This window comes from Maribacter taeanensis (genome assembly GCF_047345145.1).
Taxonomy (GTDB): Bacteria; Bacteroidota; Bacteroidia; order Flavobacteriales; family Flavobacteriaceae; genus Maribacter_C.
Genome location: NZ_JBLFER010000002.1, coordinates 1,201,902 through 1,228,894, shown reverse-complemented (window position 1 = coordinate 1,228,894; position 26,993 = coordinate 1,201,902). Strand labels below are relative to the sequence as shown.

At 37.2% G+C, this 26,993-nt stretch carries 17 protein-coding genes; 14 read left to right on the top strand and 3 right to left on the bottom strand.

What is annotated here, in order from left to right:
* Positions 1 to 59 precede the first annotated feature (59 nt).
* Genes ACKWCD_RS11110 through kduI form a run of 3 tightly spaced genes read right to left on the bottom strand, consistent with a single transcriptional unit; the run spans position 60 to position 2,900 of the window.
* Entirely contained in the window at positions 60 to 1,253 is a 1,194-nt protein-coding gene (locus ACKWCD_RS11110) for a DUF4861 family protein (protein WP_413984022.1), read from the bottom strand.
* Between the two features lie 13 nt (positions 1,254 to 1,266).
* Complete coding sequence (locus ACKWCD_RS11105) at positions 1,267 to 2,061, bottom strand: gluconate 5-dehydrogenase (RefSeq protein ID WP_413984021.1); 795 nt, start codon at positions 2,059 to 2,061, stop codon at positions 1,267 to 1,269.
* 5 nt (positions 2,062 to 2,066) lie between these two features.
* Complete coding sequence (gene kduI, locus ACKWCD_RS11100) at positions 2,067 to 2,900, bottom strand: 5-dehydro-4-deoxy-D-glucuronate isomerase (RefSeq protein ID WP_413984020.1); 834 nt, start codon at positions 2,898 to 2,900, stop codon at positions 2,067 to 2,069.
* Positions 2,901 to 3,502: 602 nt separating this feature from the next.
* Here kduI and ACKWCD_RS11095 point away from each other — a divergent pair.
* The 14 genes from ACKWCD_RS11095 to ACKWCD_RS11030 all read left to right on the top strand — a co-directional run bounded on the left by ACKWCD_RS11095 (position 3,503) and on the right by ACKWCD_RS11030 (position 26,515).
* Positions 3,503 to 5,731 carry an Ig-like domain-containing protein gene (locus tag ACKWCD_RS11095; protein ID WP_413984019.1) on the top strand — a complete coding sequence of 743 codons (2,229 nt, stop codon included), beginning with the start codon at positions 3,503 to 3,505 and terminating at the stop codon, positions 5,729 to 5,731.
* A gap of 306 nt (positions 5,732 to 6,037) precedes the next feature.
* Positions 6,038 to 9,061: a SusC/RagA family TonB-linked outer membrane protein gene (locus ACKWCD_RS11090; protein ID WP_413984018.1), complete on the top strand. Its 3,024-nt coding sequence runs from the start codon at positions 6,038 to 6,040 to the stop codon at positions 9,059 to 9,061.
* A gap of 16 nt (positions 9,062 to 9,077) precedes the next feature.
* Positions 9,078 to 10,592, top strand: coding sequence for a RagB/SusD family nutrient uptake outer membrane protein (locus ACKWCD_RS11085; protein ID WP_413984017.1), 1,515 nt, complete (start codon positions 9,078 to 9,080; stop codon positions 10,590 to 10,592).
* A gap of 169 nt (positions 10,593 to 10,761) precedes the next feature.
* Complete coding sequence (locus ACKWCD_RS11080) at positions 10,762 to 14,910, top strand: hybrid sensor histidine kinase/response regulator transcription factor (protein ID WP_413984016.1); 4,149 nt, start codon at positions 10,762 to 10,764, stop codon at positions 14,908 to 14,910.
* A gap of 132 nt (positions 14,911 to 15,042) precedes the next feature.
* Entirely contained in the window at positions 15,043 to 16,284 is a 1,242-nt protein-coding gene (locus ACKWCD_RS11075) for a glycoside hydrolase family 88 protein (RefSeq protein WP_413984015.1), read from the top strand.
* Positions 16,281 to 17,855 (top strand): DUF4955 domain-containing protein, encoded by a 1,575-nt coding sequence (locus tag ACKWCD_RS11070; RefSeq protein ID WP_413984014.1) that lies wholly within the window; start codon positions 16,281 to 16,283, stop codon positions 17,853 to 17,855. Before ACKWCD_RS11075 ends, ACKWCD_RS11070 begins: the two co-directional genes overlap by 4 nt.
* Positions 17,856 to 17,865: 10 nt before the next feature.
* Complete coding sequence (locus tag ACKWCD_RS11065; RefSeq protein ID WP_413984013.1) at positions 17,866 to 18,918, top strand: aldose epimerase family protein; 1,053 nt, start codon at positions 17,866 to 17,868, stop codon at positions 18,916 to 18,918.
* Positions 18,893 to 19,933: a PfkB family carbohydrate kinase gene (locus tag ACKWCD_RS11060; protein ID WP_413984012.1), complete on the top strand. Its 1,041-nt coding sequence runs from the start codon at positions 18,893 to 18,895 to the stop codon at positions 19,931 to 19,933. Before ACKWCD_RS11065 ends, ACKWCD_RS11060 begins: the two co-directional genes overlap by 26 nt.
* A 4-nt stretch (positions 19,934 to 19,937) precedes the next feature.
* Positions 19,938 to 20,606 carry a bifunctional 4-hydroxy-2-oxoglutarate aldolase/2-dehydro-3-deoxy-phosphogluconate aldolase gene (locus ACKWCD_RS11055; RefSeq protein WP_413984011.1) on the top strand — a complete coding sequence of 223 codons (669 nt, stop codon included), beginning with the start codon at positions 19,938 to 19,940 and terminating at the stop codon, positions 20,604 to 20,606.
* Entirely contained in the window at positions 20,603 to 21,592 is a 990-nt protein-coding gene (locus tag ACKWCD_RS11050) for a TRAP transporter substrate-binding protein (protein WP_413984010.1), read from the top strand. The genes ACKWCD_RS11055 and ACKWCD_RS11050 overlap by 4 nt, the downstream gene beginning before the upstream one ends.
* A 2-nt stretch (positions 21,593 to 21,594) precedes the next feature.
* On the top strand, positions 21,595 to 22,053 hold the full coding sequence (locus ACKWCD_RS11045; RefSeq protein WP_413984009.1) for a TRAP transporter small permease: 459 nt from the start codon (positions 21,595 to 21,597) through the stop codon (positions 22,051 to 22,053).
* 3 nt (positions 22,054 to 22,056) lie between these two features.
* Positions 22,057 to 23,352 (top strand): TRAP transporter large permease, encoded by a 1,296-nt coding sequence (locus tag ACKWCD_RS11040; protein WP_413984008.1) that lies wholly within the window; start codon positions 22,057 to 22,059, stop codon positions 23,350 to 23,352.
* Positions 23,353 to 23,396: 44 nt separating this feature from the next.
* Complete coding sequence (locus ACKWCD_RS11035) at positions 23,397 to 24,944, top strand: sulfatase family protein (RefSeq protein ID WP_413984007.1); 1,548 nt, start codon at positions 23,397 to 23,399, stop codon at positions 24,942 to 24,944.
* A gap of 2 nt (positions 24,945 to 24,946) precedes the next feature.
* Entirely contained in the window at positions 24,947 to 26,515 is a 1,569-nt protein-coding gene (locus ACKWCD_RS11030; RefSeq protein ID WP_413984006.1) for a sulfatase family protein, read from the top strand.
* Positions 26,516 to 26,993 lie beyond the last annotated feature (478 nt).

Genomic DNA, 26,993 nt, shown 5'->3' with positions numbered 1-26,993 from the left:
GAGAATTTTGGTAACAAAAACTCAACGCGAATTCAATAATGGAAATCTATCAAAATTAATCAAGGTACGAATACTTCCAGAGGGTGGTTCAATTTGTTGGAGAAATGGTGCAAGTACGTTTCCCATTCTTGTTTTGAGTCATATTGACCACTCTTTTTCCATCCAAATCCTGCATAGTAGGTCACTTTACCTTCGTCAACATTAAAATGCGCATAAGCATTACTTTCATCAATTTTATCGGACAAGTACTTTTCATAAGCCACCATTTCACCATCCTTGGCGACTATAGCTGTGCCCAATTCTGATTCTTTGTGTGGTTGCCAGTAGCTTATAAAACCCCTATCCAATGCTGTGGTTGCCTCACCATCATTCTCATGTAATGTAAGACCGACGGATATAGTATCAGTGCCCGATATATGGACTTCAAACTTTGAGAGATTACTACCATAATCCAAGGAAATATGTTTTTCCTCGATAATTGTTCTACCATTAGCATCCCAATTTGCATAGGTCAGCACAAAAGCAGTTCTTATTGGGCCGTTATATAGCCTTTCCCATTTACTAAAATTTTTAGAAAAATGATAAGTACTGTCTGTTTTTACACTAATACCACCGATACCTCTGCTAACACCTACGTGAAAATTATCAAGTCCCTCTCCAGTATCTTCATGATATGTTCCGTCAGTTTCCAGTTCTTTTTTATACCAATTATTGATTATTGGATATTCCACTCGTTTTAACCAAGCATCAATACCACTTGAAAGTGTACCACCAGGAACGTTATCTTCTTTCATTTTCTGAGCGGTGGGACCGTATGTACGGAAAGCGACTCTATTATTTTCCCAGGCGTAATCATCAGTTCTTTCGGGAATAAAGCGAGAATAACAATTCGGTACCGTATCTACTTTCGCTTTTGTGTATTTAGCCGTTATTCGATACTTTTTTTCCTCACCGGGTTTCAATTTGGGTTGAAAGAGTAATAAATCCGCTTGATTATCATCATTAGTGTCCACTGCCTGTGAAATAAGTTCCAAAGAACTGGTTACATCCTCGATTCGAAAATGCTTTGGAAAACCATCCTCGTTTTTCACTTGAAAACTAAGAGATTTTATATCAATCGTCACGGTTTCAAAAGACCTGCTTATTTTTAATGGGTTTTTAACCGTAATGATATTTTCTTTTTCAGGTGCGGTACAACCTACATGAACAGATATCAAAACTATTCTAAAAACAAAAAGAAGGGTTCTCTTCATAAGTGTTAAAATTTTAATCTTCATTAGATGGTTTTCCAATTGTAGCCAGGATACCGCCATCGACATAAAGAATATGGCCATTCACAAAATCACTTGCCTTTGAGGCTAAGAAAATAGCCGCTCCTCCCAGATCATTTGGATCGCCCCATTTTGCTGCCGGTGTACGGTTGACAATAAACTCATTGAAAGGATGTCCGTCTACCCGAATGGGCGCAGTTTGTGAAGTAGCGAAATAGCCTGGACCAATACCATTTACTTGAATGTTGTGCTTTGCCCACTCTGTTGCCATATTTTGGGTCAACATCTTAAGTCCACCTTTTGCTGCGGCGTAGGCACCTACGGTGCTTCTGCCAAGTTCACTCATCATGGAGCAAATGTTGATTATTTTTCCCTGTTTTCTGTCAATCATACTTTTTACAACATGTTTTGATACGATAAAAGGACTCACCAGATCTACGTTGATGACCTCTTTGAAATCTACCACCGCCATTTCTTCAAGAGGTGTTCTTTTGATGATACCCGCATTGTTTACCAAAATATCGATGTAGCCAACCTCGGATTCAATTTTCTGAATGGCTTTTTTCACGGCCAGCTCATCGGTTACATTAAATTTGTACCCAAAAGTTGTAACACCTTCGGATTTATATAAGGCAACAGCCTTATCTATTTTTTCTTGTGATGAGTTTCCATTTACGATTATAGTTGCTCCAGCTTTTCCGAGACCCATGGCCATGGCCATACCAAGACCGTGGGTACTGCCTGTAATCAAGGCTATCTTTCCTGTTAAATTAAAAAGTGACAATCCCATATAACTTATCTTAAATCAGTTATTTTAGCAACATCCATATCGGAATAATCTAGATTTTCCCCTGCCATTCCCCAGATAAAAGTATAATTAGAAGTACCCGCTCCACAGTGAATAGACCATGGCGGAGAAATTACGGCTTCAAAGTTTTGCATCCAAATATGTCTAGTCTCTTTTGGCTGTCCCATAAAATGACAAACAGATTGTGCTTCCGGTACATCCATATAAAAATAGACTTCCATACGGCGGTCGTGAACATGAGCAGGCATGGTATTCCAAACACTACCTGACTTTAATTCGGTCATTCCCATCTGTAATTGACAAGTAGTGACAATACCACCTATAATCATTTGACTTACCGTTCTATCATTTGCTGTTTCCAAGCTGCCCAGTTCCAATTTATTGGCCTCTGCTAAACTCACTTTTTTGGCAGGATAGTTAGTATGTGCTGGTGCAGAGTTTATGTAGAACATGGCGGGTGATTTTTCATCATCGCTCTTGAAAATTATGCTTTTTGAACCCATTCCTATATATAAAGAATCTTTATGACCTAACGCTATTTTTTTTCCATCGACTTCAACACTTCCGTTTTTGCCTACATTTATTATACCCATCTCTCTTCTCTGTAAAAAATATTCTGATTTTAAAGGGTCTATACTTTCTAGGGACAAGGGCTTAATTGGAACCGCCGAACCGGCTATATATCGATCGTAGTGGGAGTAGGTAAGATTAATTTTTCCTACTTCCATCAGATTGTCTATTAAAAATTCTTCTCTTAATTGCTTAGTATTGTACTGTTTAACAGCTTCAGGGCTTGAAGCATACCTTGTGTTATAGTTCATTTGAGAAAGGTGTTTTATGTATAATTGATTTTGAACGTAAAAATACACTGAGACTTAAGGTTTTCATGGGGTCTTTTATTGCTGAAAGGGGGTAGTTATAGTCCAAATTAAATATTTACTCAGCAATAATATCTTTTTTTACTTCTATTATGTTGTACAGTCTACCCGTCATTAACTTATCCAAAATGTAACATAATCTGTGTTGATTATATCTTTAAAATTATTTATTTATCTCCTTGATCTCTTCTCATATTTAGGTGCTAGTAATAACTAGAGATTCCTGGCTATCATAGAGCCTTCCCTTCTCAAAACGATATGGATGTGTCAAAACTCGAACCGTATTTTTATGGCCGCAATCTTGTTCATGCGTATATGCTCCTACGAAAGTATCTGTTTTCTATTAATGATAAAAGACATCGCCGTATTATAGTAAGTTATTGATTATGAATAAAATACCCCCTTAAGAAACAAGCATAGCCCCCTTTTTATTTTTAAGAGTTGATCTAATTTTACATTATAGTTTATAATACAGTAGTAATAGAATAGCTTTTAGTGCTGTGTTTTTTTTAAAACCATTTTTCTAATTTAAACCTAACAAAATCATGAAAAAACAATTACAATTAGTACTTCTATTAATCCTTTGTTTGACATTCTTTGAAGGTCAAGCACAGAGAGTTGGTGATCCAGGAGTGACTGTGGATGCAAGCAAATTTGATAGCGATTACCCGCAAATGGCGAGATGGGCCAAAGCAGGTGTTCGCGGTGGTATTCCAAAAATAAATAGTTTTGATAAAGTGAATACTATAACACCAGGTAATAGCGATAAAATTAACCAAGCTATTACTAATATGAAAAATAGTCTATCTTCTGGTCAAAAAGGTCTTGTTAAATTGTCTGCAGGAAAGTATACTATAAACAAGACTATTAACATGAAATCCAATGTATCTTTACAAGGTTTGGATAGAAATGGGGTTGTTTGCGAAATAACGATGACTAACAGCGATGCATTTTATTTCTTTAACGTTGTAAAATCTGGAATTTATAATCTAACTATTAGAGGGGGGTGGCCTGAAGCCAAATATCTATGGAATTATGGACCAGATGTAAATAATGATGAGGCTCCGGGTAATAGTAATGTATCTGTAAGGTTGAAAGGTGCTGCGGATTGCTGGTTAGACAATGTAAGAATTCTTAATAGTGCCAAAGATCCTTTGCGATGCCCAAGTGAACACATTACATTTAGAGATTTAATTGTTGATGGATGTCTAAGAAAGTCAGGACAGGCTCAAGGATACTTTTTTATTCAAGGCAGAGATAATTTAATTACGGGTTGCCAGATTACGCATTTAAGACATATTTCGCTACAGGGGGGTAATGTGGAATACAACGTGGTTTATGATAATGATTTTAGGCAGGAAGTAAGTTTTCATTCTGGCGATGCAGGTAATAATTTAATTGCCAATAATAGAATAACCTTACCTTCAGATATGCCTCCTTTATCAAGTAGTGATCCAGCACAAAGATATAATGGAAGAGCACTTGAAGAAACTAAGACTGGTAAACCTATTTATTTTGGAGTAATGGGACCATGGTCAAACTCACACCAGAATTCTGCAAAGCCAAATTTCCTGTATAAAAATAAGATAGTTCAAGACAATCATAATCATGGATCTAGAACGCCGTGGTCTGATGATTCTAAAGTATACACTGGACCTAAAAAGATAGCTATTGCGACTGTAGATCGTATTAATAATTTTCCTGTTTCTTCTAAAGGAGTTCCTTCTGGAAGAACGTTATATGCGGTTAATTTAGGTGGTGGAAGTAATGTTAATGTTACAGGTGTATCAGTTTCTCCTACCTCTTTTTCTTTGAACGTGGGTGGAACACGTAACCTATCCGCAACCGTATCTCCTAATAACGCAAGCGATAAATCGATTACATGGTCGTCTAACAGATCAGCTGTTGCTACGGTCAATTCTAGTGGTAGAGTTACTGCTGTTTCTGCTGGTACGGCTACAATCACAGCAAGAACTAACAATGGTAATAAGACTGCTACCAGTAGTGTTACAGTTAGTGGTTCTACACCACCACCTTCTGGAGGAAATATTGTGCATATTCGTAAAAGAAATGCTAATGGCTTTGCATTAGATGGCGGCAACGGTGGAGCCAATAACCAGAATGTAAAACTTTGGGCTCAAGATATTAACAATGTAAACCAACAATGGGAGGAAATAAGTAGAGGTAATGGTTTTTTCTCTTATAAAAAGCGCAATACCAACCTTTGTCTAGACGGAGGTGCAGGTGGAAGCAACGGTCAAAATGTAAAGATCAACACCTGTAAAAGTGGAAGAAAGAACCAACATTGGAAAAAAATCAGTACCGGTAATGGACATTTCAGGTTACAAAAACGCAATGCTTCTGGTTTTTCTATAGATGGTGGTAACGGTGGATCCAACGCCCAGAATGTGAAACTGTGGAAGTCTAACGGAACGAATCAGAACCAACAATGGAAGTTTACGACCGTTGCAACTAGTACTGCCTTAACAACCAGAATAGAGGTTTTGCAAGATAGGGTTTCACAAACTGCAGATATATTTGCTTATCCCAATCCATTTGGTACGAATACCAATCTGGTTTTGACCAAAAATCATGGTTTTGATAATGTAATGCTCTACGACCTTAACGGTAAATCCATTTTCTCACGCCGCTTGGACAATGAGCATGGAGAATTGCCTCTGGAATTGGAAGGGCTCAACCTAGATAAGGGAATGTACATTTTGAAGCTTACTGGAAAAGGAGAGCCAAAATCTATCAAGCTCATTAAAGAATAAGGATAACATTTTTTAATTAATTATTAACCCTCTTGGTACTATTTCCACGGGGGTTAAAATTTAAAATGAGTTTGGTTATCATAATATCAGAATAATTTCCTTTTTAGAATGTCATTTTATACCAAACTAAAAGGTCTAGATTATATGAAATTTTCTTTTTTTTTACCTAAAATGTATTTTAGTATAACTTTTCTGACAAAATAATAAACACTGAATTATATCCCCCCCTAGATAAACCCTTTTTTACCTTAAATCAACATCTACATAACAATATTTTAGCGATAGAAATAATTAACTGAACGAACTATGAAACAACTCAAGCTATTAAAAATAAAAATGTACAATAAGGCATTGCTCTGTATTATGGTGTTTATGACATGCGGGTTTTCTTATGCACAGCTTATGGTTACCGGTACTGTATCCGACGCAAACGGACCTTTACCAGGTGCGAGTGTAGTAGTTAAAGGTACGACCAATGGAACACAAACAGATTTTGAAGGTAATTTTACTTTGAATGCTATAAGCAATGATGCCATAATACTATTTAGCTACATCGGTTATTCGACTAAAGAAATACCCTTAAATGGCCAATCTACTATTAATGTATCACTAGAGGAAGATGCCTCAAAATTGGATGAGGTTGTAGTTGTGGGGTATGGTACCTCTAAAAAGTCAGATGTAACAGGCGCTTTGACTTCGGTATCTGCTAAGGATTTTGATAAGCAGCCATTAAACGATGTAAGCCAGGCACTACAAGGTAGAGCTGCAGGGGTACAAGTTACCCAAACTAGTGGTGCGCCTGGTGGTGCTTTCAAAATACGAATCCGTGGTGCCAATTCTATTACTGGTGGTAACGAGCCATTATATGTAGTTGATGGGCAATTTGTGGATATCTCTACGGTTAACGTAAATGATATTCAATCAATGGAAATTTTAAAAGATGCTTCTTCAACTGCTATTTACGGTACTAGAGGGGCGAATGGTGTGGTTCTGATAACCACCAAAAGAGGGCGAACAGGTAAAGCTAAAATAGCTATAGACTTGTTCTCGGGAATCTCTAACGTAACCCAAAAATTAGATTTGTTGAGTCCTGTAGAATTTGCGGAAGGCGTTGTTTTTGCTGAAAGAGTTGATCCCAACGAAGACAATCCATTCTTTACTACTCAAGAAATAGCCGATTTAAAGGCAAATGGTGGCGAGGATTGGCAGGAACGTTTATTTCAAACTGCATTTTTCAAGAATGTACAGGTATCTGCGAGTGGAGGTAGCGAAGATATGGATTACTATGTTTCTGGAAACTTTTACGAGTCCGGTAGCACTGTAATAGACCAAGATTTTAGGAGGCTTAATCTACGAGCTAATTTGAATACCAAATTTTCGAATAGACTAAAGATGGGAATTAATTTTAATGTAGGCAGAGAGGAGTTGACTGGTGTCAGGGCTGACCTTGGAGCAGGGCTTGCTTTTGACCCTACAACACCTGCCTTTGACGAAAATGGTGACTTTAACTTTAATTCTATTAAAAACTTATCCACCTCTGAAACTAATCCTTTGGTAGCTGTGGAGAATAACATAAGGGAGAATATCGAAGATCGTTTTAGCGTATCTGGTAATCTCAATTACGATATTATCAAAAATCTAGTTTTTAACATTTCTGGTGGTATTGTCAGGACTGAGGAACACAGAAATACATATGCACCATTAATTTCAAGCGCAAATGGTAGGGCCAACGTGGATAATATTTTTAGGACAAATTTATTTAATACCAATAGATTGACCTATGCTGTTGATATTGGAGAAAAAAGTAATTTGAAAATTGATGCGGTGCACGAATTGGTCATTGATAAATTCAATAGGGTCGATATAGATGCCAACGATTTCTTTACTGATTTGGTTACGTTTAGAGATTTATCAGCCGCCGCGGTACAGCTCACCTCTAACCGGGAAACTCAGAGAGAGCTGGAATCTTTTTTGGGTCGTGTTAATTTTTCATTGTTAGACAAATATCTCTTCACGGCTTCTCTAAGGGCTGATGGTACAAGTATTTTTCAAAATGATAAATGGGGCTATTTTCCTTCTGCATCTTTTGCATGGAAAGTATCCGAAGAGAATTTTTTAAAGAATAGTGAGACCTTGAACAATTTGAAATTGAGATTAAGCTACGGCCAAGTAGGAAACCAGAGTATCGGTGTTTTTGGAACACGATCAAGAGCGACCCTGAATAGTGATATTAACTATCCTTTTGATGGGATACTAACTACTGGTGTAGCCCCTTCTAATAGGGTTGCTAACCCAGACTTGACTTGGGAAACAACTGAGCAAATCAATGCCGGTATAGATTTTGGAATGTGGAATTCTGCATTAACACTTTCACTTGATTATTACAAGAAAAATACCACAGATTTATTGTTGGATACACAGTTACCGCAGTTTGTTGGCCCGACTAGGCAGTTTATCAATGCAGGAGAGGTAGAGAACAAAGGTTTTGAAATTACTTTGGGAACCAGAATAGTCCAAAATGACACTTGGAAAATTAATTCAACCTTAAGTGTTTCAAGAAATCGGAACGAAGTACTCTCTCTTAACAATGGTTTGGACTTCATAGTTGTGGGAGATAATATTAGAGATAATACTTTTCCAGTAAATCCTACAAGGGTTGAGGTAGGTTTGCCTATTAGCTCTTTTAGAGGCTATATTTTTGATGGTGTATATCAATTGGGAGAAGAGGATCAAGGTACTCCCGGAAATGCGAAATATAGAGATATTAGTGGTCCAGACGGCACTCCTGATGGCATAATAACCACAGATGATATTACCACAGTGGGCGATGGAAATGCAGATTATACTTGGGGTTGGAATTGGGATATTGGTTATAAAAACCTAAATCTTAATTTTGTACTTACAGGATCACAAGGTAATGATATCTATAATTTACAAAGAGCTCGACTTATGGCACTGGGAGCTCAACAATTTCATGCGGTACATGGTGATTATAGAAATCGGTGGACACCTACGAACTCAAGCAATATACCTTCAGGTAGAGATGGCACGGAAATTCTTTCTTCTCAATTTATAGAGGACGGCTCTTATATAACCATGAAGAATATTGCCTTTAGCTATAATTTTAATGATAAGGTGTTGGATAAATTAGGCTTAAGCAACGCTAGATTATATACAAGTGTAGAAAATCTATTTATAATTAGCGATTATGCCGGTTTTGATCCTGAGGCAACGGCTTCGGTAGATAATGCCGACGCCGATGTTGGTATCGATTATAATTCGTACCCCATAAATAGGTCTATAACCTTAGGACTTAATGTATCATTTTAATAGAAAAATAACTACTATGAAACATATAAATAAATTAATAGTTCTCGCAATAGTAGCTTTGGTAGGCTATTCTTGCTCAGATTTGGAGGAAGATACCGGCAGTCTCTTAACACTGGACAGGTTAAGTAGCGAAGGGGACATTACGGCAAGTCTTGCCCCTATCTATAGAAGAATGCTAGAAATACACAAGACGCCCCACTTCACTAGAACGGCCACCTACGGAGCCGATGATATTACTACATGGGCAGCTGGTAATAAAGCACCATTAAGAGTGTTTGATCGATTTGATTATGGGAGTGGGGAAAATTCAGATATTAATTGGTTGCCCCACGCTTGGGATGGGTATTGGCAAACCATTTACTATTGTAATACATTAATAGAAGCCCTTAAGACGTCTACTGCAGCTGAGGAAATAATCAGTTTGGCAGATGCGGAGGCTCGAACATTCAGAGCATATAGCTATTTGCACTTGGTTAAAACTTGGGGTAATATGCCATTAATTTTGGATGGAGTGGTACCAACAGGTAAGGAACAGCGAGCCACCGTTCTGGCCAACTATGAACAAATAGAAAGTGACCTGCTAATTGCAGAGGTCTCCCTGCCTGTTCCAGGTTCGGAGGAATCAGGACGTGCATCGGCTGCTTTGGCAAAATCTGTATTGGCCGATCTGTATTTGACCTGGGCAGGTTGGCCCGTGAAGGATATTTCTAAACATCAATTGGTTGCGACCAAAGCTAAAGAGATTATTGATTATGGCTATCATGAGCTGGTCCCGATAGAGGATTTGTGGACCTTGGAAGGTGCGGAAAGTAGAGAATCCATATTTTCATTGAGACTAGCGGATGACCAAAGTATTGTGAATGGGGCAGCAACTGCATTTACCTTTCACCAAGGGCGGGGATTTTCTGATTGTTTTCCAGAGTTGCAATTTTTTAATGATTTTCCTGAAGGACCTAGAAAGGATGCTACATTCTTATTAGATATTCCGAATAGAAAATCACCGGGAGGAGTAATCACCCCTAAAGACCCTGCTACCATACCCTGGCCAGATTCAGATAGGGCCCATCCCATGTACAAAAAATATGTACTCTCAGAGGATTTAACTTTTAGCGGTAGACCCGTAACATTTAGATCCATAGAATTGTATAGGTATGCCGAGATTCTATTGATCTATGCCGAGGCTCAGGCAAGAGTTGGGGAAAATGCTAGTTCTATTGAAGCTTTGAACCAAGTAAAAAGAAGAGCAGCTGGCTTGTCCTATTTAGTAGCTGACGCTGCAGTCGATGTAGGTTCAGCCACTCCGAATGAAATAGTTGACGAAAAAGGATGGGAGCTTGCCGCTGAGTATAAAAGATGGTTTGATCTTGTCAGAACTGAACGCGTGGCTGAAATGGCCGCTAAAAGAGATTCTTCCGAACCTGTAGATTTGGCAAAAATGCCTACGGAGGCCCAGTACATTGCTCCAATTCCATTCAATTCAATTACTTTGAGTGAATTGGTACAGAACCCTGAAGGCTTCGTCATTCAATAATGAAGAAAACCGAGTTAGTTTGATTTTGAGTAATACCCTTATTCTAATTTATGAATAGGGGTATTCCATTTTTAAAAGTTAAGTTTACCTAGATTAAATATATTCAAGTCTAAAGGTTTTTAAACCTTGTCTTTTAATACATATATTCAGTAGTGTATGGCCATTAAATATGATGAAGCTCATTAATTACATCTTATTAGTATTTTCTCTTACGTTGGTAAATGCCCAAGAATTGGAGTATAGCCAATTAGATAATTTAAGTTTTAAAAATTATTCTACAACAGAGGGGTTATCCCAGCGATCCGTAGTAACCATTCTTCAAGACAATAAGGGCTATCTATGGTTTGGTACCAGATATGGTCTAAATAAGTTTGATGGACATATTTTCAAAAATTATTATTATAACTCAACGAACGATAATAGTTTAAGTGATAGCTGGATTACGGCATTGGCTAAAGATAACGATGACAACATTTGGATTGGTACAAAAAATGGTCTCAATAGATATAATCCAATCTTGGATAATTTTGAAAGAATAGTGATTGGGACAAAGGAAGGTGAATATTTAAGTGGGGAAATTTGGGATATCGTAATTGATGTATCATCTCGTTTATGGATAGCTACAAACAAAGGATTATGGTATTTTAATGCGGTACCGGGTAGCTTAACAAAATATGTCCATAAAGAAAATACACCATCTGGGTTAAGTTCTAATTTAACCTTATCGCTATTGAAGTCCTCTAATAAGAAAATTTGGGTTTGTACAGATATCAACATTGATGTTTATGATCCTGAGACAGAAATTTTCTCCCATTACTCTTATCCAAGAAACTTATCCCCTTCAAAGATGAAGAATAATAATGTCATTTTATTTGAAGATTCAGAAAAGAGAATATGGCTCGGTTATGATAATGGATTGGCTTACTTTGATAAAACCATAAATTCTTTTGTAGAACATAGAATGCCAGATGGCTCCAAGCCTATTGCTGGTAATGTAAGGACTATGTACGAGGATGAAAATCAAAACCTATGGATCGGTACTTATGAAGGTTTGTTTCTGTTACATAGAAAAAATGATAAAGTATATAATTACAAACACAACGTTACCATACCAAATAGTCTCAGCCAGAATTCTGTCTATGATATCATGGCCGATTCAAGAGGAGATTTATGGATTGGAACATGGGCTGGCGGTATCAATTATTTGGATAAAAGCTCCACTGTTTTTTCTAGCTTTTCTGAAGGTCCGGATGATGATGATTTAAACTATAAAGTTGTTAGTGGAATTGCTGAGGACGATAATCAAAACTTATGGGTGGGAACAGAAGGTGGTGGATTAAATTTTTATGACAAAAAAAACAAATCTTTCACCTATTATAGATATGACCCCCACAATAGCAATAGTCTGGCAGATAATAATGTAAAGGCAGTAATTAAAGACCATATGGGCAACCTATGGGTAGGAACCCATAGTAAAGGACTGGACTATATTCATGTTAAAGATGGCAAACCAATATTCCAGCATATAGGAATAGGAGCAGAAGAAGGAGCCAATGGCCTAAGCAGCAATAGAATTACATCTATTGCAGAAGATAGTAATTATAATATTTGGGTTGGGACCAATAATGGTGGGTTGAATTTTTATAGCCTTACGAATAAAAAGTTTACCCACATACCAGACCACCAGAATATATTGGGAAGATTTATATATACCATATCTAAGTCTTTCGACGGGAAAGTTTTGGTAGGTGGTGAAAATGGAATGGCTTATGTGGATGTTGCAACGAAAAAAATTACCAGAATACCGTACAAAGAAAATACCCAAATGACGTATGGCGTACAAAAAGTAATTAGCACATATGAAGAATCAGGTAAAAATCTGTGGATTGGTACAGAAGGCGATGGTTTGTTCCAGTATAATTTTGATACCAATACAAGCAAGCGATATGGGGTTCAGGAAGGATTGCCTGATGAAGTTATTTATGGAATAGTTCCTGATAATGAACGAAATCTTTGGTTGAGTACCAACAAAGGCCTAAGTAGATTTAACCCAGAATCAAATGAGTTCAAGAATTTTAACCTATCGGATGGTCTTCAAGGAAACGAGTTTAATTATGGTGCTTATCTTAAAAAGGAAAACGGTGAACTCATTTTTGGTGGGGTCGACGGGTTTACAGTTTTTGACCCTAAGAATATAAAAGAAGACTCCTTTATGCCGCCAATCGTTATTCAATCCCTTGATATTAGAAATAAGGAAATTATAAATATTCCCGAACAATCAAGAAATATTTCATTAAAGCATAATCAAAATGATATTACGTTTGATTATGTGGCACTTGGTTACTCACAAGCCAATAAAAATGAATATGCCTATATGTTGGAAGGCTTTGACACAAACTGGAATTATGTAGGAAATAGTAAAACGGCAACGTACACCAATCTAAATCATGGTAATTATAAATTCAAAGTAAAGGCGACCAATAGCGATAGGGTATGGACGGAGAAAGCAACATGGGTTAACATTGTAATTGCACCGTCACTTTGGCAAACTTGGTGGGCTTATTTAAGTTACCTTATATTAATAACAGGACTATTTCTGGTAATACGAAAATATAGTATTCAACGTATACAAGAACGTACAGAACTTAAAAAAGAACGCTTAGATAGAGAGCGTGACGAGCAGATTAACCGATTAAAACTACAATTATTTACCAATATTTCGCACGATTTCAGGACACCACTTACCCTTATAATTGGCCCCTTAAAACGAATGATTGACGAGAAGGTTGGAGACAAAACCATTCAAGAACGCTTAGGCAGCATGTACAGAAACGCCAGCATTCTGTTGCAACTAATAAACCAGTTATTGGATTTTAGAAAAAGTGAAGCGGGTAAATTAAAGTTATCTGCCAGAAAAACAGATGTTGTCCCCTTTATTCGGGACATTAAACTTTCTTTTGAAGAATTGGCCAAGGAGAGGCATATAGATTATAAATTTGAGACCAAGTATGAGCATATAGATGTCTGGTTTGATAAAATAGAAATGAAAAAAGTAGTGCTAAATGTGCTGTCTAATGCATTTAAGTTTACACCTAGAGGAGGTAATATAACTATTACTATTTCTGAAGAAAAGAAGGAGGAAACCGCTGTAAAATCTTTAAACCTACAAATAAGTGATACTGGAACCGGTATTCGTGAAGAAGATTTGGAATTTATTTTTGATCGCTATTTTCAGCTTGGCCAACAAAATGAGTTTAGATCGGGCACTGGAGTAGGTCTGGCATTGGCAAAAGATATTATAGAACTACATAAAGGACACATTTATGTAGAAAGCAAAGAAGGTACGGGAACTGTATTTACAATTCTATTACCCTTTGGTAATGAGCACCTAGAACCTCATGAAATAATTACTTCCTCAAATGAAGATGATGAAGATATCATGTTTAATGAATTTGACCCTTCTGCAGTTAAAATTGGCTGGACCAACAATATAGTGCAGATAAAGGATATTGAGGAAAAAACTGTTCTATTGAAACAAGATTTACATACCCTTCTTTTGGTAGAAGATAACCTAGAAGTACGTAACTTTATTAAAAGCCTATTTACTAAAGATTATAATGTTTTGGAGGCCGCTAATGGTGTTCAAGGTATCGAAGTTGCTCTAAGCCAACCTATTGATTTGATAATTAGCGATGTAATGATGCCAAAAATGGATGGAATAGAATTTTGTAAAAAAATTAAACTAGATATCAATACTAGCCACATACCAGTTATTTTGTTGACGGCCAGGACTTCCACTAAAGTTCAGAAAATAGGATATGATACAGGAGCAGATGTATATATAACTAAACCTTTTGATGCTAATCTATTGACTTTACAAACAGCTAATTTGTTAAAGTCAAGACAAAACCTTATCAAAAAATTCAGGAATGAAATTATTTTAGAACCTAAGAAGATAGATTTGGAGTCCCCCGATGAAATCTTTTTACGCAAAGCCATAGGTATTGTAGAAGAGCATATTTCTGATTCTGATTTTATGGCTTCTACGTTAGTTGAACTTATGCACATGAGTCAAACCGTACTTTATAGAAAATTTAAAGCCTTGACCGGACAATCTATTTCGGAGTTTATTAGAATGGTTAAACTCAAGAGAGCTGCACAGTTGCTTGTACAAACAGACTTAAATATAGCCAGCATAGCATACGAGGTTGGTTTCAATGACTTGAAATATTTTAGAACTTGTTTTAAAAAGGTTTACGGAAGTACAGCTTCCCAATTCCGCAAAACCAAGGTAAAAGAGTTGGAAGATTCGAAATAGTGCCAATTTTTTATGGCCGAAAGAATGATTTAACCCCTAAATCAAACTCAAATTACCCTATGTCTTCTTCAGAATACTAAGATATTGTCCTGATATTATTTTAACTCTAACTTAGATATGAAAGTGTCAGATATGTTCAAAATTAGATGGCTGGATTTTAATCAATTTTTGGTGATTCTCGTAACTATGATTACTCTAGTTTCTTGTGCTGAGAATCCAAAAGATATGATGGGCAAAGCGAAGCATGATACTCTAAATATCGATAATATACTTCAACGAGCTGTACATCAGTTGGAGTTACAAAAGGAAGAGGCAAAAAAGAATCAGAGAATTCCCAGAACTATAGGTAAAGACGGTGAAATTCATTGGGCAAAGTTGGAGTTTGATTGGACCGAAGGTTTTTTCCCCGGTAGTCTCTGGTATATGTACAAAACTACAAATGATATAAAATGGAGAATGGATGCTGAGAAGTTTCAAGCCATGTTTGAGTCGCATAAATATTTTACAGACAATCATGACCTTGGTTTTATTTTTAATACCTCTTTTGCCAATGGTTATGAATTCACCAAAAATGATAATTACAAAGAGGTTCTTATTACCGCAGCAGATGCTTTAGTCACAAGGTTTAATCCTAAGGTAGGTTGTATCAAGAGTTGGGATACGGACAAAGGTTGGCAATCTAAAAGAAACTGGAAGTATCCCGTAATCATTGATAATATGATGAATCTAGAACTATTGTTCAAAGTAAGCGAGCTGACCAAGAACCCTAAATACAAAGAGATTGCCATTACACATGCCAATACTACACTTAAAAACCATTTTAGGGATGACTATAGTTCCTACCATGTTGTTGATTATGATCCCTTAACTGGAGAAGTAAGAAGTAAGCAGACCGCACAAGGTTTTGCCAATGAAAGTGCTTGGGCGCGAGGACAAGCTTGGGGTGTTTATGGTTACACCGTTTGTTATCGATACACAAAAGACCCGAAATACCTTGAACAGGCCAACAAAATTGCCGAATTTATCTTAAAGAAAAATGCATCAAATAATGATAACTTACCTTTTTGGGATTACAACGCCTCAAATATTCCTAACGAACTAGTTGATGTCTCCGCGGCTGCAATTAGCACAGCTGCCTTATTAGAGTTGGATGGGTATACAAATGTATCTTACAAAACTTATATTGACCATCTAATAATGGTTTTGTCTTCGGAAAAGTACACTAATAAACAAGGAGAAAATCATAATTTTATATTGAAACACAGTGTAGGTAGTATTCCGCATGGTAATGAAATAGATGTTCCTTTGAGCTATGCAGACTATTATTATATTGAAGCTTTGATCCGCTATAAACAAAAATATTCAGAAGGATGAGGTTTAAGTTAGCATATTCCTCTGCTTTATCTTTGTGTTTGCTTTGTATAGCTTGCAAAGCTCAGGAAAGTAAAGTTTGGCAAGACTTTAAAACAGCAAAAGAGAAAGGACGAGAACCTCTTTTGCCCGACTTTTCATTTGCAGGTTATAAATATAGTGAAGTAGCGATACCTAAAGCAGCTTTTAAAAAATTTAATGTTGTTGATTATGGGGCCGTACCAGATGATAGTAGATCTGATAAAAGAGCTATCCAAGATGCAATAAATGCAGCTACTAAATATGGCGAGGGGATAATTTTTTTTCCTAGGGGCAGATATCTCATAAACACTGCTGATGATGAATTGGATATCATCCATATTACATCTTCAAAAATCGTTTTTCAAGGAGAGAATAGAGACTATACAGTCTTGTTTTTCGAAAAAGATTTACCGGCAATAGACCCTTTAAAAATGTGGACGTGCCCTTATGCAATTACCACTAAGGTCAAACTGAAAAGTACGCTGATTACTAAAATTATCGAAGATGCGAGACGAGAGAGCAATACCGTTACGGTGAAAAATATTAATGGGATAAAAAAGGGAGATTGGCTAATTTTACAAGTACAGAACAATGCTAAAGAACTCATCGATTATGATCTTAATGGCTTAAAAATTGAGCCAAAATGGACCTCATTGATCAGAGATGGTGTCGAGGTAAACGAGCGGCACAAGGTAAAATCGATAGACGAAAATCGAATTACATTTGAAACCCCAATTCATTATGATGTAAAAGCGAAATATAATTGGCAGCTTTTGAGTTTTCCGAACTTACATCATATTGGTTTTGAAAACCTCACTTTTGAAGGTAATTGGAAAAAGAAATTTGTACACCATCGTTCCGCACAACATGATGGTGGCTGGAGCATTCTTGGGCTTTCTAAAATCGTTGACTCTTGGATTAGGGACTGCACATTCAAAAATGTGAATAGACCTGTGAGTATCTCCGCATCTGCTGCAACCACAGCTTTAAATATTGATATTGAAGGAGCTATTGGGCATAATTCGTTAAGTGCCGGCGGTGGCTCCACTGGCATATTGTTCGCTAATATTAATGATAAGGCAGGTATGCACCATACCACAGGTGTTAGTGGTGGCAGTACCACGGGTACGGTTATTTGGCGTTCAAAACACCCTTCTAATAGTTCTTTTGAATCCCATGCCTCGCAGCCTAGGTGCACTTTGTTCGATAATGTAGAAGGAGGCTTCTTTGCAGGGCGAGCAGGTGGTGCTATTAAGAACTTACCAAATCATGGTCGCAATTTGGTGCTTTGGAATTATAAGGAAACGGACAGTGCTGAAACCAATTTCAATTTTGTGGCGAAAGATTCTGATTATTGGCGCATAGTACCTCCTATAATAGTAGGTTTTCACGGTTCTGGCACTACGTTTAACCAAAATGAGGTACAAATAGCCGAAAGTATTAGTAAACCTGTCAAACCAGAATCCCTTTTTGAAGAGCAACTAAAGCTAAGATTAGGTAGACTGCCTCAATGGATAATAGAGCGAAAGAAAAATATTGATAAAGCTAATTAGGAATCGGAGCATGAATTTTCATCAGAATCATGTAAAAAGAAATAGGATTCCAAAATTCAGAGAATTAGGATATTTTCTTTTTATGGTCTGTACGCTCTCTTTCGCCAAAACGGACAAGATTGAGAGCTTTGAACTAAAAAATGAAGATTTAAAAGTACGGTTGACTAATTATGGAGCCACTATTCAAGAACTTTGGGTTAAGGATAAAAACGGAAAACCCATTAATATCGTTTTAGGTTTTAATAATCCTAGAGATTATTTGGAGAGTGAAATGTACTTAGGGTCTTGTGTGGGCAGGTATGCAGGTAGGTTATCCTCTACACTAATACTGGAAGGCTCTGAATATTTACTTACAGAAAGAAGTAAAGGAATCCACATACACGGGGGTAAAGAGGGCTTTAATAGAAAGATATGGGAGGTTCTTAACATTGATAAAGCATCGATAACATTTAGTTATTTAAGTAAAGACGGTGAGGAAGGTTATCCAGGTAATCTCTATGTGAAAGCAAAATACACCCTAAAGGGGAATGGACTTCAAATTCAGTATTCCGCAACCACTGATGCGATCACCATTGTTAATCTTACAAACCACTCCCATTTTAATCTATCACCAGGAAAGAGTCTAGAAAATCAATATGTTCAAGTTTTAGCAGATAGCATATTGGAAGTGTCTGACCATGGATTGCCCACCGGCTCTTTTTTGTCTCTTGATAAAACTAAAAAAGATTTCAGGAAAAGCAAGGCAATCGGAAAAATAAAATTTGATGAAACCTTTGTCTTGCAGACAGGAACACCACAAATTACATATTATTCACCTTATTCAGGTATAGTGATGGACATTCAAACCAATCAGCCTGCAGTTGTAATATATACACCAAGCAAAGTGAAAACCATTTGTTTTGAAACCCAAAATTTTCCTAATGCCCCAAACTTTGAACATTTTCCTTCTGCTCTATTGAAGTCAGGAGAAGAATATAGAAACAATACTTATTTAGAGTTTTGGGCAAAAGAAAATAATACAAAAAAAATAAATATAAATGAAAAAAGTAATCACATTCGGTGAGATTATGTTAAGGCTTACACCCCAAGGTTTTTTAAGGTTTTCACAGGCAAATAACTTTGATGTGGTTTATGGAGGAGGAGAATCGAATGTAGCTGTTTCTTTGGCTAATTATGGAATTCCAGTTGATTTTGTATCAAGACTTCCCGATAATGATATAGGTCACTGTGCTTTAATAGAAATGAGGAAAAGAGCTGTTGGTACAGAACAAATTGTATTCGGTGGCGATAGATTGGGTATCTATTTTTTAGAAACCGGGGCGGTCTCCAGAGGTAGTAAAGTAGTATACGATAGGGCTAACTCGGCGATGTCAGAGATTGCACCTGGTATGATGGATTGGAAATCGATTTTTTCCGATGCCCAATGGTTTCATTGGACAGGTATTACACCTGCCATTTCACAAAGTGCTGCGGATACTTGTTTAGAAGCTGTCAAGATGGCAAGTGAAATGGGGTTGACCATTTCAACAGACCTTAATTACAGAGCCAAACTTTGGAAGTATGGTGGGGATAGGGAAGACATAATGACAGAACTTACCTCTTATTGCGATATCATTTTGGGTAATGAAGAAGATGCGGAAAAGCATTTTGGGATTAGACCAGAAGGATTGGATATTACCATGCATGGAGAACATGTAAAAGCAGAGGCATTCTTATCTGTTTGTGAACAGATGATGAAAAAGTTTCCAAAGGCAAAAAAAGTGATTACAACCTTAAGAGGTTCCATATCTGCTTCACACAATTCTTGGGCAGGTGTACTTTATGATGGTGCCAGAATGTTTAAATCCAGAGAATACCAGATTACAGATATCGTTGACCGTGTAGGTGGTGGAGATTCTTTCATGGGCGGATTAATATATGGACTATTACAATACCCAGAGGATAATCAAAAGGCATTGGATTTTGCGGTAGCCGCTTCTTGTCTTAAACATACCATAAAAGGAGATGCCAATTTAGTGACTGTAGCAGAAGTGGAAAAATTAATGGGAGGCGATGCTTCCGGCCGAGTAGCACGATAGAATTATGGCAAAATATACGAGAATAAAAGTAGCTGCAACTATGAAGAGTACTGGAATGGTACCTTTATTTTACCATGAGGATTTCGAGGTGGTCAAGAAAGTAGTTAAGGCATGTTTTGACGGTGGAGCAAGACTTTTAGAGTTCACTGCCCGCGGTGATTTCGCTTTTGAAGTTTTTTCAAAATTAAGTCACTTTGTAAGTGCAGAATTACCAGAAATGATACTGGGCGTGGGTTCTATAACCGATGCAGGAACCGCATCGTTATACATGCAAATGGGTGCAAATTTTATTGTAACCCCATCTTTTAGAGAAGATATTGCTAAGGTATGTAATCGGAGAAAAGTACTTTGGTCTCCAGGTTGTGGTTCATTAACAGAAATAAATACAGCAGAAGAATTGGGCTGTGAGATTGTTAAACTGTTCCCAGGAGCGGTTTATGGTCCGGAGTTTGTTAAAGCGATTAAAGGGCCACAACCATGGACAAGTATTATGCCAACTGGAGGCGTAAGTACGGAAGAAGCTAATCTCAAAAGCTGGTTTGATGCAGGGGTAACCTGTGTAGGCTTGGGTTCTCAACTTATCAGTAAGGATATTTTAAAATCTGCGGATTTTGGTCTTTTGGAAAACCGCGTTCGTGAGACCATGCATTGCATACAAAAGTTGATAAAATGAAAGTAAAGGTGCTGAAATCATGGGTGTTGTTTGTGATCATGGCCATAATGATCGTTGGGTGTAATCGCCTGCAAGAGACCAAAACACTTAAGGTGGCACATGGTCTTGACACTAACCATCCTGTACACATGGCTATGCAAAAAATGGGTGAAGATCTTAATACTCTTTCAGATGGCACTTTAAAAATTGAAATCTATCCCAACCAGCAGCTGGGCACAGAACGCCAATGTCTTGAATTGCTGCAATTGGGTGCGCTAGATATGACAAAGGTATCTGTGGGTGTAATGGAAAATTTTGCCCCTAAAATGAAGGTTTTAGGCCTTCCATACCTTTTTAGGGATAAGAAACATACGTTTGAGGTACTTGATGGTGAAATTGGTCAACAATTGTTGAATGAGGGAGAAAAATATTTACTAAAAGGACTTTGTTATTACGATGCCGGTAGTCGAAGTTTTTATACAAAAACGAAGGCTATAAGAACTCCTGAAGACTTAAAAGGACTTAAGATTAGGGTAATGGAAAGTGCTACTGCCATAGATATGGTAGAACGCTTTGGTGGTTCTCCCACACCAATTTCGGCAGGTGAATTGTATACGGCCTTACAACAAGGAGTTGTTGATGGGGCAGAAAACAATCCCCCAGTTTTTTATCTATCAAGACAATATGAGGTGTGTAAATACTTTTCCTTAGACGAACATACAGTAATTCCAGATGTACTGGTCGCTGGAACTCATCTATGGAAAAAATTGACCAAGCAGGAAAAAGGGTGGATGGAAAAAGCAATTGAAAATTCGGTAACCTATCAAAGGGAACTATGGAAAATTTCAGAAAAAGAAGCACTTGAAGCTGTTGAAAAAGCGGGAGTGGAAATTATACGATTAGATAAATCTGGTTTTTCGCAAAAAATTGAAGCTATGTACGAAAAGTACAAAACATCGGATAATGAAACATATGAACTAATTCAAAGGATAAAAGCTACAGAATAAATATGAGCCTTAGAAAGAAAATAGATTTTATACTCGGGAGACTACTAATTGTCATATTAGGGGTTATGGTTATTAATGTACTCTGGCAAGTTTTTAGTAGATATGTGTTAGGTAATCCTAGCTCTTTTACAGATGAACTTGCTAGATATCTCATGATATGGTTGGGAATTTTTGGTGCTGCTTATGTATCTGGTCGAAATATGCATGTTGCTATTGATGTTCTGCCAAACCGTTTTAATAGAAAAGCTCAAAGGAAAATAAAGTTTTTAGTTAACATCATTATCATTCTAGCCAGTACGACTATATTAATAATTGGAGGGTTTCGGTTGGTTTTTGTAACCTATATTTTAGAACAATCTTCACCGGCTTTAGAGGTTCCCCTCGCATTGGTATATGTCGCTTTACCTTTAAGTGGACTTCTTATCAATTATTATAAAGCAGATGATATTTTAAATAGATAACTTATGGAATACATTCCCATACTTATTTTGGTTTTGAGTTTTATCAGCCTTTTGGCTATTGGGGTTCCGGTAGCTTGGAGCATTGTTGTTTCTGCGCTACTTACTTTACTGGTAAGTATTCCACCATTAGCAGCAGTGGCGGTAACAGCGCAGCGAGTGGGAGCGGGGTTGGATAGTTTTGCACTTTTAGCCATACCGTTTTTTATTCTGTCAGGAGAATTAATGAACAAAGGGGGTATAGCTCACAGACTTATTGCTTTTGCAAAGACAGTGGTAGGTGCTTTACCAGGTGGTTTGGCATTAATTAATGTGATATCTGCGATGTTAATGGGAGCTATCGCAGGCTCTGCAATGGCTTCCGCATCTGCTATGGGCAGTATATTGGGTCCAGAGATGGAAAAGCAAGGTTATTCAAAGGAATTTGGAGCGGCAGTCAATATTACTTCCGCTACTACAGGTTTGTTAATCCCTCCAAGCAATGTACTTATCGTATACTCATTGGCAAGTGGTGGGGTTTCTATAGCTTCACTTTTCTTAGCAGGCTATATCCCTGGAATTTTAACAGGACTTTTTTTGATGATAATTGCTTTAATATGGGCAAAAAGAAAAGGGTATAAGGTAGGTGAACGTAGCTCGTTTAAACCCATTGCTAAGAGTTTTGTAATTGCCGTCCCAAGTTTGTTTATGTTGGTTGTAGTCATAGGAGGAATAATTTGGGGCATATTTACGGCCACTGAAGCATCTGCAATAGCAGTACTTTATAGCTTATTGTTGGGATTTGCCTATAAGGAAATTTCTATTAAAAAGCTACCACAAATTTTATTGGATTCTTCCGCTACAACAGCGGTTGTTATGTTATTGATAGGAACTTCTATGAGTATGTCTTGGGCACTTTCATTTGAAAATATACCTCAAGATTTAAGTACTACCTTATTGGGTTTGAGCGATAACCCAATAGTTATCCTCCTCATTATCAACCTCATATTGCTTTTTGTGGGTATCTTTATGGACATGACTCCTGCAGTACTAATTTTTACACCCATATTCTTACCTATTGTAATCAAACTTGGAATCGACCCCGTGCATTTTGGAATCATTATGATTTTGAATCTATGCGTAGGACTCTGTACCCCGCCAGTGGGATCAGTTCTTTTTGTCGGAGTAGGTGTTGCAAAAACAACTATTGAAAAAGTGATTAAACCCTTATTGCCTCTTTTTATCGCAATGATAATCGCTCTGTTTCTAATCACTTATTTTCCACAACTAAGTTTGTGGTTGCCAAGTCTTTTTAATATTTAAAAATCTAAACTAAAAATTTTAAAAAAACCATGTATCACTATATTATGAAATTTAAACCAATTCTAGTAATATCTATAATATGTTTCTGTTTTCAAATTAGTTGTAAAACTGACAAACAAGAATCAACAAAAAGAAAACTTCCCAATATCATTATCATATATACTGATGATTTGGGATATGGTGATGTAGGGGTATATTCTGAAACAAAATCATTAACACCCAATATTGACCGTTTGGCGAATGAAGGTATAAAATTCACGAATGGGTATGCCTCATCCGCGACCTGTACGCCAAGCAGATACGCTTTATTAACGGGTGTTTACCCGTGGCGTAATAAAAATGCGAAGATATTGCCTGGAACGGCTCCTTTGGTTATAGATACGGCACAAGTAACATTGCCCAAGCTACTTAAGGCAGAAGGGTACCATACCGCTGTTATCGGTAAGTGGCATTTGGGTCTGGGAACGGGCCAAGTAGATTGGAACCAAATGGTTTCGCCAGGACCCAACGAAGTTGGCTTTGACTATTCCTTTATTATGGCTGCCACACAAGATAGGGTACCCACGGTATATCTCAAAAACGGGCTTGTAGAAGGGGCAGACCCTATAGACCCCATCGAAATAGATTATAAGAAAAATTTTGAAGGAGAACCAACAGGCCTTGACAACCCAGAACTAACGACCATGAAATGGCATCACGGTCATAACAGCACTATCGTAAAAGGCATTCCTAGAATAGGCTATATGAAAGGTGGTAAAGAAGCACGTTGGAACGATGTTGATATGGCAGATGACTTTTTAAATCAATCCAAAGATTACATTATAAAGCACAAGGAAGAACCCTTCTTTTTATACTATGCCATGCAACAACCTCATGTTCCCAGAACACCACACTCCCGTTTTGTTGGTAGTTCAGGAATGGGACCTAGAGGAGACGTAATTGTAGAAGCAGATTGGAGTATTGGAGAATTAATCAAAACTTTGGAAGCGGAAGAACTTCTGGAGAATACCTTAATATTTTTTTCAAGCGATAACGGTCCTGTACTTAATGATGGATATTATGATGATGCGGTGGAAAAATTGGGTGACCATAAACCTTGGGGACCTTTAAGGGGCGGAAAGTATAGTCTTTATGAAGCGGGTACAAGAGTACCCTTCATTATGTATTGGAAAGATAAGATTAAGCCAAAGGTTTCAGATGCACTCATTAGTCAATTAGATGTACTCTCTTCGTTCGCAGCATTGGCTGACTCGAAGATTACCACGAAAGATAGCAAGTCTATGTTAGATGTTTTTCTTGGAAAAAAGGACAAAGGACGTGAAGCTTTGGTATTAGAAGCCACATCTAGAACAGCGTTGCGCAAGGGAGATTGGTTATTTATACCGCCTTATCAAGGACCTGTGATAGAAGAACAAGTTAATATTGAGCTTGGGAACGATACAGGTTTTCAACTTTTTAATCTAAAGGAAGATATTGGCCAACAACAGAACCTGGCCGAATCGAACCCTAAAAAATTATCAGAAATGCTAGAGCGCTTTGAAAAGATTCGCGGTACTGATTATAAAAAAGTAGAACAATTAATACTCAAATAGCGATGAAAATAAAGAGTTTAGTAGTACTGACGTTTTTGATGTTGCTAGGATGCAAAGAAAAGGAAAGCAAGACTGTTTTGGCAGAGAATAAAGAAAAAGCACCTAACGTACTCATAATTTACCCCGATCAACTTAGACGTTATAGTGCAGGCTTTTGGTCAGAGGATAAATACCGTAAACATGCCATTGGCCAACCGGACCCAGTTCTGACGCCAAATATGGACAAGCTGGCAAAAAATGGTATCGTATTCAGTCAAGCAGTAAGCAACTTTCCCTTATGCAGTCCTGCCCGGGGAATGTTATTGTCAGGCATGTACCCAGAACAAAATGGAATCTGGAACAATTGTCATAAAGACAGGAATGAAGGTTTACGAGATGATATTGCCACAATAACCGATCTTTTTTACGAAGCTGGTTATAATACGTCCTATTTTGGAAAATGCCATTGGCTTAAAAACGACCCCCTTTTCGATGAGAATGGTGATTACCAAGGAACTACTAATTCTCCCGGCGGTCATTACATGAATGCCTATGATACCTATATACCACCAGGTAAATCGAGGCACAGTATCGAGTACTTTTATCAGTCCATTCGGGATTTACATTTTGACCCTCTGGTATATTCTAATGACCCCATAGCTATAGAGAATAAAAAAGATGGTGAACTTCATCAACCTAAAATTTTTTCACCAAAAAACGAGGCCGAAAAAATTGTAGCTTATCTGCAAAATAAAAATGATGTCAGAGACATTGATAAGCCTTTCTTTATGATGTGGTCCATAAATCCGCCCCATAACCCTTGGGATGATAGTAATACGGACATGGAAACTTTAGTACAATACTACGATACTGATAAATTTCCAAAAATTGATAGCCTATTGGTAAGAGATAATGCCGATGTGGAAGTGGGGCACTACACCAGACATTATTTTGCCAATGTTACTAGTGTAGATGACTATATAGGTGAAGTTATGGATTACTTGGAAAAGATGGGCGAATTGGACAATACCATTATCATTCTCAGTGCAGATCATGGAGAGATGATGGGTAGTCACAGCCGTAGGGGTAAAAACGCATTTGAAACAGAATCCTTGGGAATACCGTTCATAGTTCATTGGCCAGAAAAGCTAAAAGGTGGTCAAGTCAACAATGTGCTGTATAGCGTAACGGATGTATTGCCTACCACCATGGGCTTGGCAGGATTAAAACAAAAAATACCAGAGAGGGTAGAGGGTACAGATTTTTCAGAATTATTGACTGACCCCTTGTCTACGGAGATTAGAAAACCAGAAGGTGTATTGCTCATGTTGGCGAATTCTAGAGGTATATTGACCGATAGGTATACTTTGTGTCTTAAGCAGAACAAAAAACTTTTGGAAGCTAAAGAATTGGAGGCTGCTTATTTATATGATACTCAAGAAGATCCCTATCAGCTCAAGAAGATTCCATTAGACGAAAGACCTGAAATAGCAAAAAAACTATTAGTATTATTGGCAAAGGAACTTAAGCGAACCAATGATCCTTGGTACCAACAAAAAAAGTACGACAATATATTACCCTATGACCTATAGTACGACAATATAGATGTTTCTGTAAATTACGATAGTGATTAATCAATGCTACCAAGAAATGTTTGCTAACGGAGCCCGTTTTTCGGTTGATTAAATAGTGGTTTAACTACCAAAAATTGCTTCGTAATTATTAATATATATAGATTTATTAACAGATGACCATATTACTTTTATAAGCTTACCTGTAATTTAAGGTATTTATTGAGACTTTGATTTTCTTTATAGCAATCTCAGAGTGACTCTATTCCAATTGGAATAAATTCTTGAAATATGGTTCTCACCAATAATTTTTTTAGTAAAATTGGTTTTTTATTTCTTCAGAAAATTTTCCATACGTCGTTCTTCATTAAATTCCTTTACCATGATGTTCTTGTAAAAGAATTCGATGGTTTCCGCTTGTAGTCCTAATAAAACCTTCTTAATGACTCATATTGATGAGAATGTTTACGACCTTTCCGTTTAATTTACAAATAGCATA

Bases quoted from the DNA above. Each gene is read 5' to 3' on its own strand.
- ACKWCD_RS11095 (WP_413984019.1), top strand. From the start codon at position 3,503: ATGAAAAAACAATTACAATTAGTACTTCTATTAATCCTTTGTTTGACA.
- ACKWCD_RS11090 (WP_413984018.1), top strand. From the start codon at position 6,038: ATGAAACAACTCAAGCTATTAAAAATAAAAATGTACAATAAGGCATTG.
- ACKWCD_RS11040 (WP_413984008.1), top strand. From the start codon at position 22,057: ATGGAATACATTCCCATACTTATTTTGGTTTTGAGTTTTATCAGCCTT.
- ACKWCD_RS11045 (WP_413984009.1), top strand. From the start codon at position 21,595: ATGAGCCTTAGAAAGAAAATAGATTTTATACTCGGGAGACTACTAATT.
- ACKWCD_RS11060 (WP_413984012.1), top strand. From the start codon at position 18,893: ATGAAAAAAGTAATCACATTCGGTGAGATTATGTTAAGGCTTACACCC.
- ACKWCD_RS11080 (WP_413984016.1), top strand. From the start codon at position 10,762: ATGATGAAGCTCATTAATTACATCTTATTAGTATTTTCTCTTACGTTG.
- ACKWCD_RS11035 (WP_413984007.1), top strand. From the start codon at position 23,397: ATGAAATTTAAACCAATTCTAGTAATATCTATAATATGTTTCTGTTTT.
- ACKWCD_RS11030 (WP_413984006.1), top strand. From the start codon at position 24,947: ATGAAAATAAAGAGTTTAGTAGTACTGACGTTTTTGATGTTGCTAGGA.
- ACKWCD_RS11105 (WP_413984021.1), bottom strand. From the start codon at position 2,061: ATGGGATTGTCACTTTTTAATTTAACAGGAAAGATAGCCTTGATTACA.
- ACKWCD_RS11050 (WP_413984010.1), top strand. From the start codon at position 20,603: ATGAAAGTAAAGGTGCTGAAATCATGGGTGTTGTTTGTGATCATGGCC.
- ACKWCD_RS11110 (WP_413984022.1), bottom strand. From the start codon at position 1,253: ATGAAGAGAACCCTTCTTTTTGTTTTTAGAATAGTTTTGATATCTGTT.
- ACKWCD_RS11055 (WP_413984011.1), top strand. From the start codon at position 19,938: ATGGCAAAATATACGAGAATAAAAGTAGCTGCAACTATGAAGAGTACT.
- ACKWCD_RS11085 (WP_413984017.1), top strand. From the start codon at position 9,078: ATGAAACATATAAATAAATTAATAGTTCTCGCAATAGTAGCTTTGGTA.
- kduI (WP_413984020.1), bottom strand. From the start codon at position 2,900: ATGAACTATAACACAAGGTATGCTTCAAGCCCTGAAGCTGTTAAACAG.
- ACKWCD_RS11070 (WP_413984014.1), top strand. From the start codon at position 16,281: ATGAGGTTTAAGTTAGCATATTCCTCTGCTTTATCTTTGTGTTTGCTT.
- ACKWCD_RS11075 (WP_413984015.1), top strand. From the start codon at position 15,043: ATGTTCAAAATTAGATGGCTGGATTTTAATCAATTTTTGGTGATTCTC.
- ACKWCD_RS11065 (WP_413984013.1), top strand. From the start codon at position 17,866: ATGAATTTTCATCAGAATCATGTAAAAAGAAATAGGATTCCAAAATTC.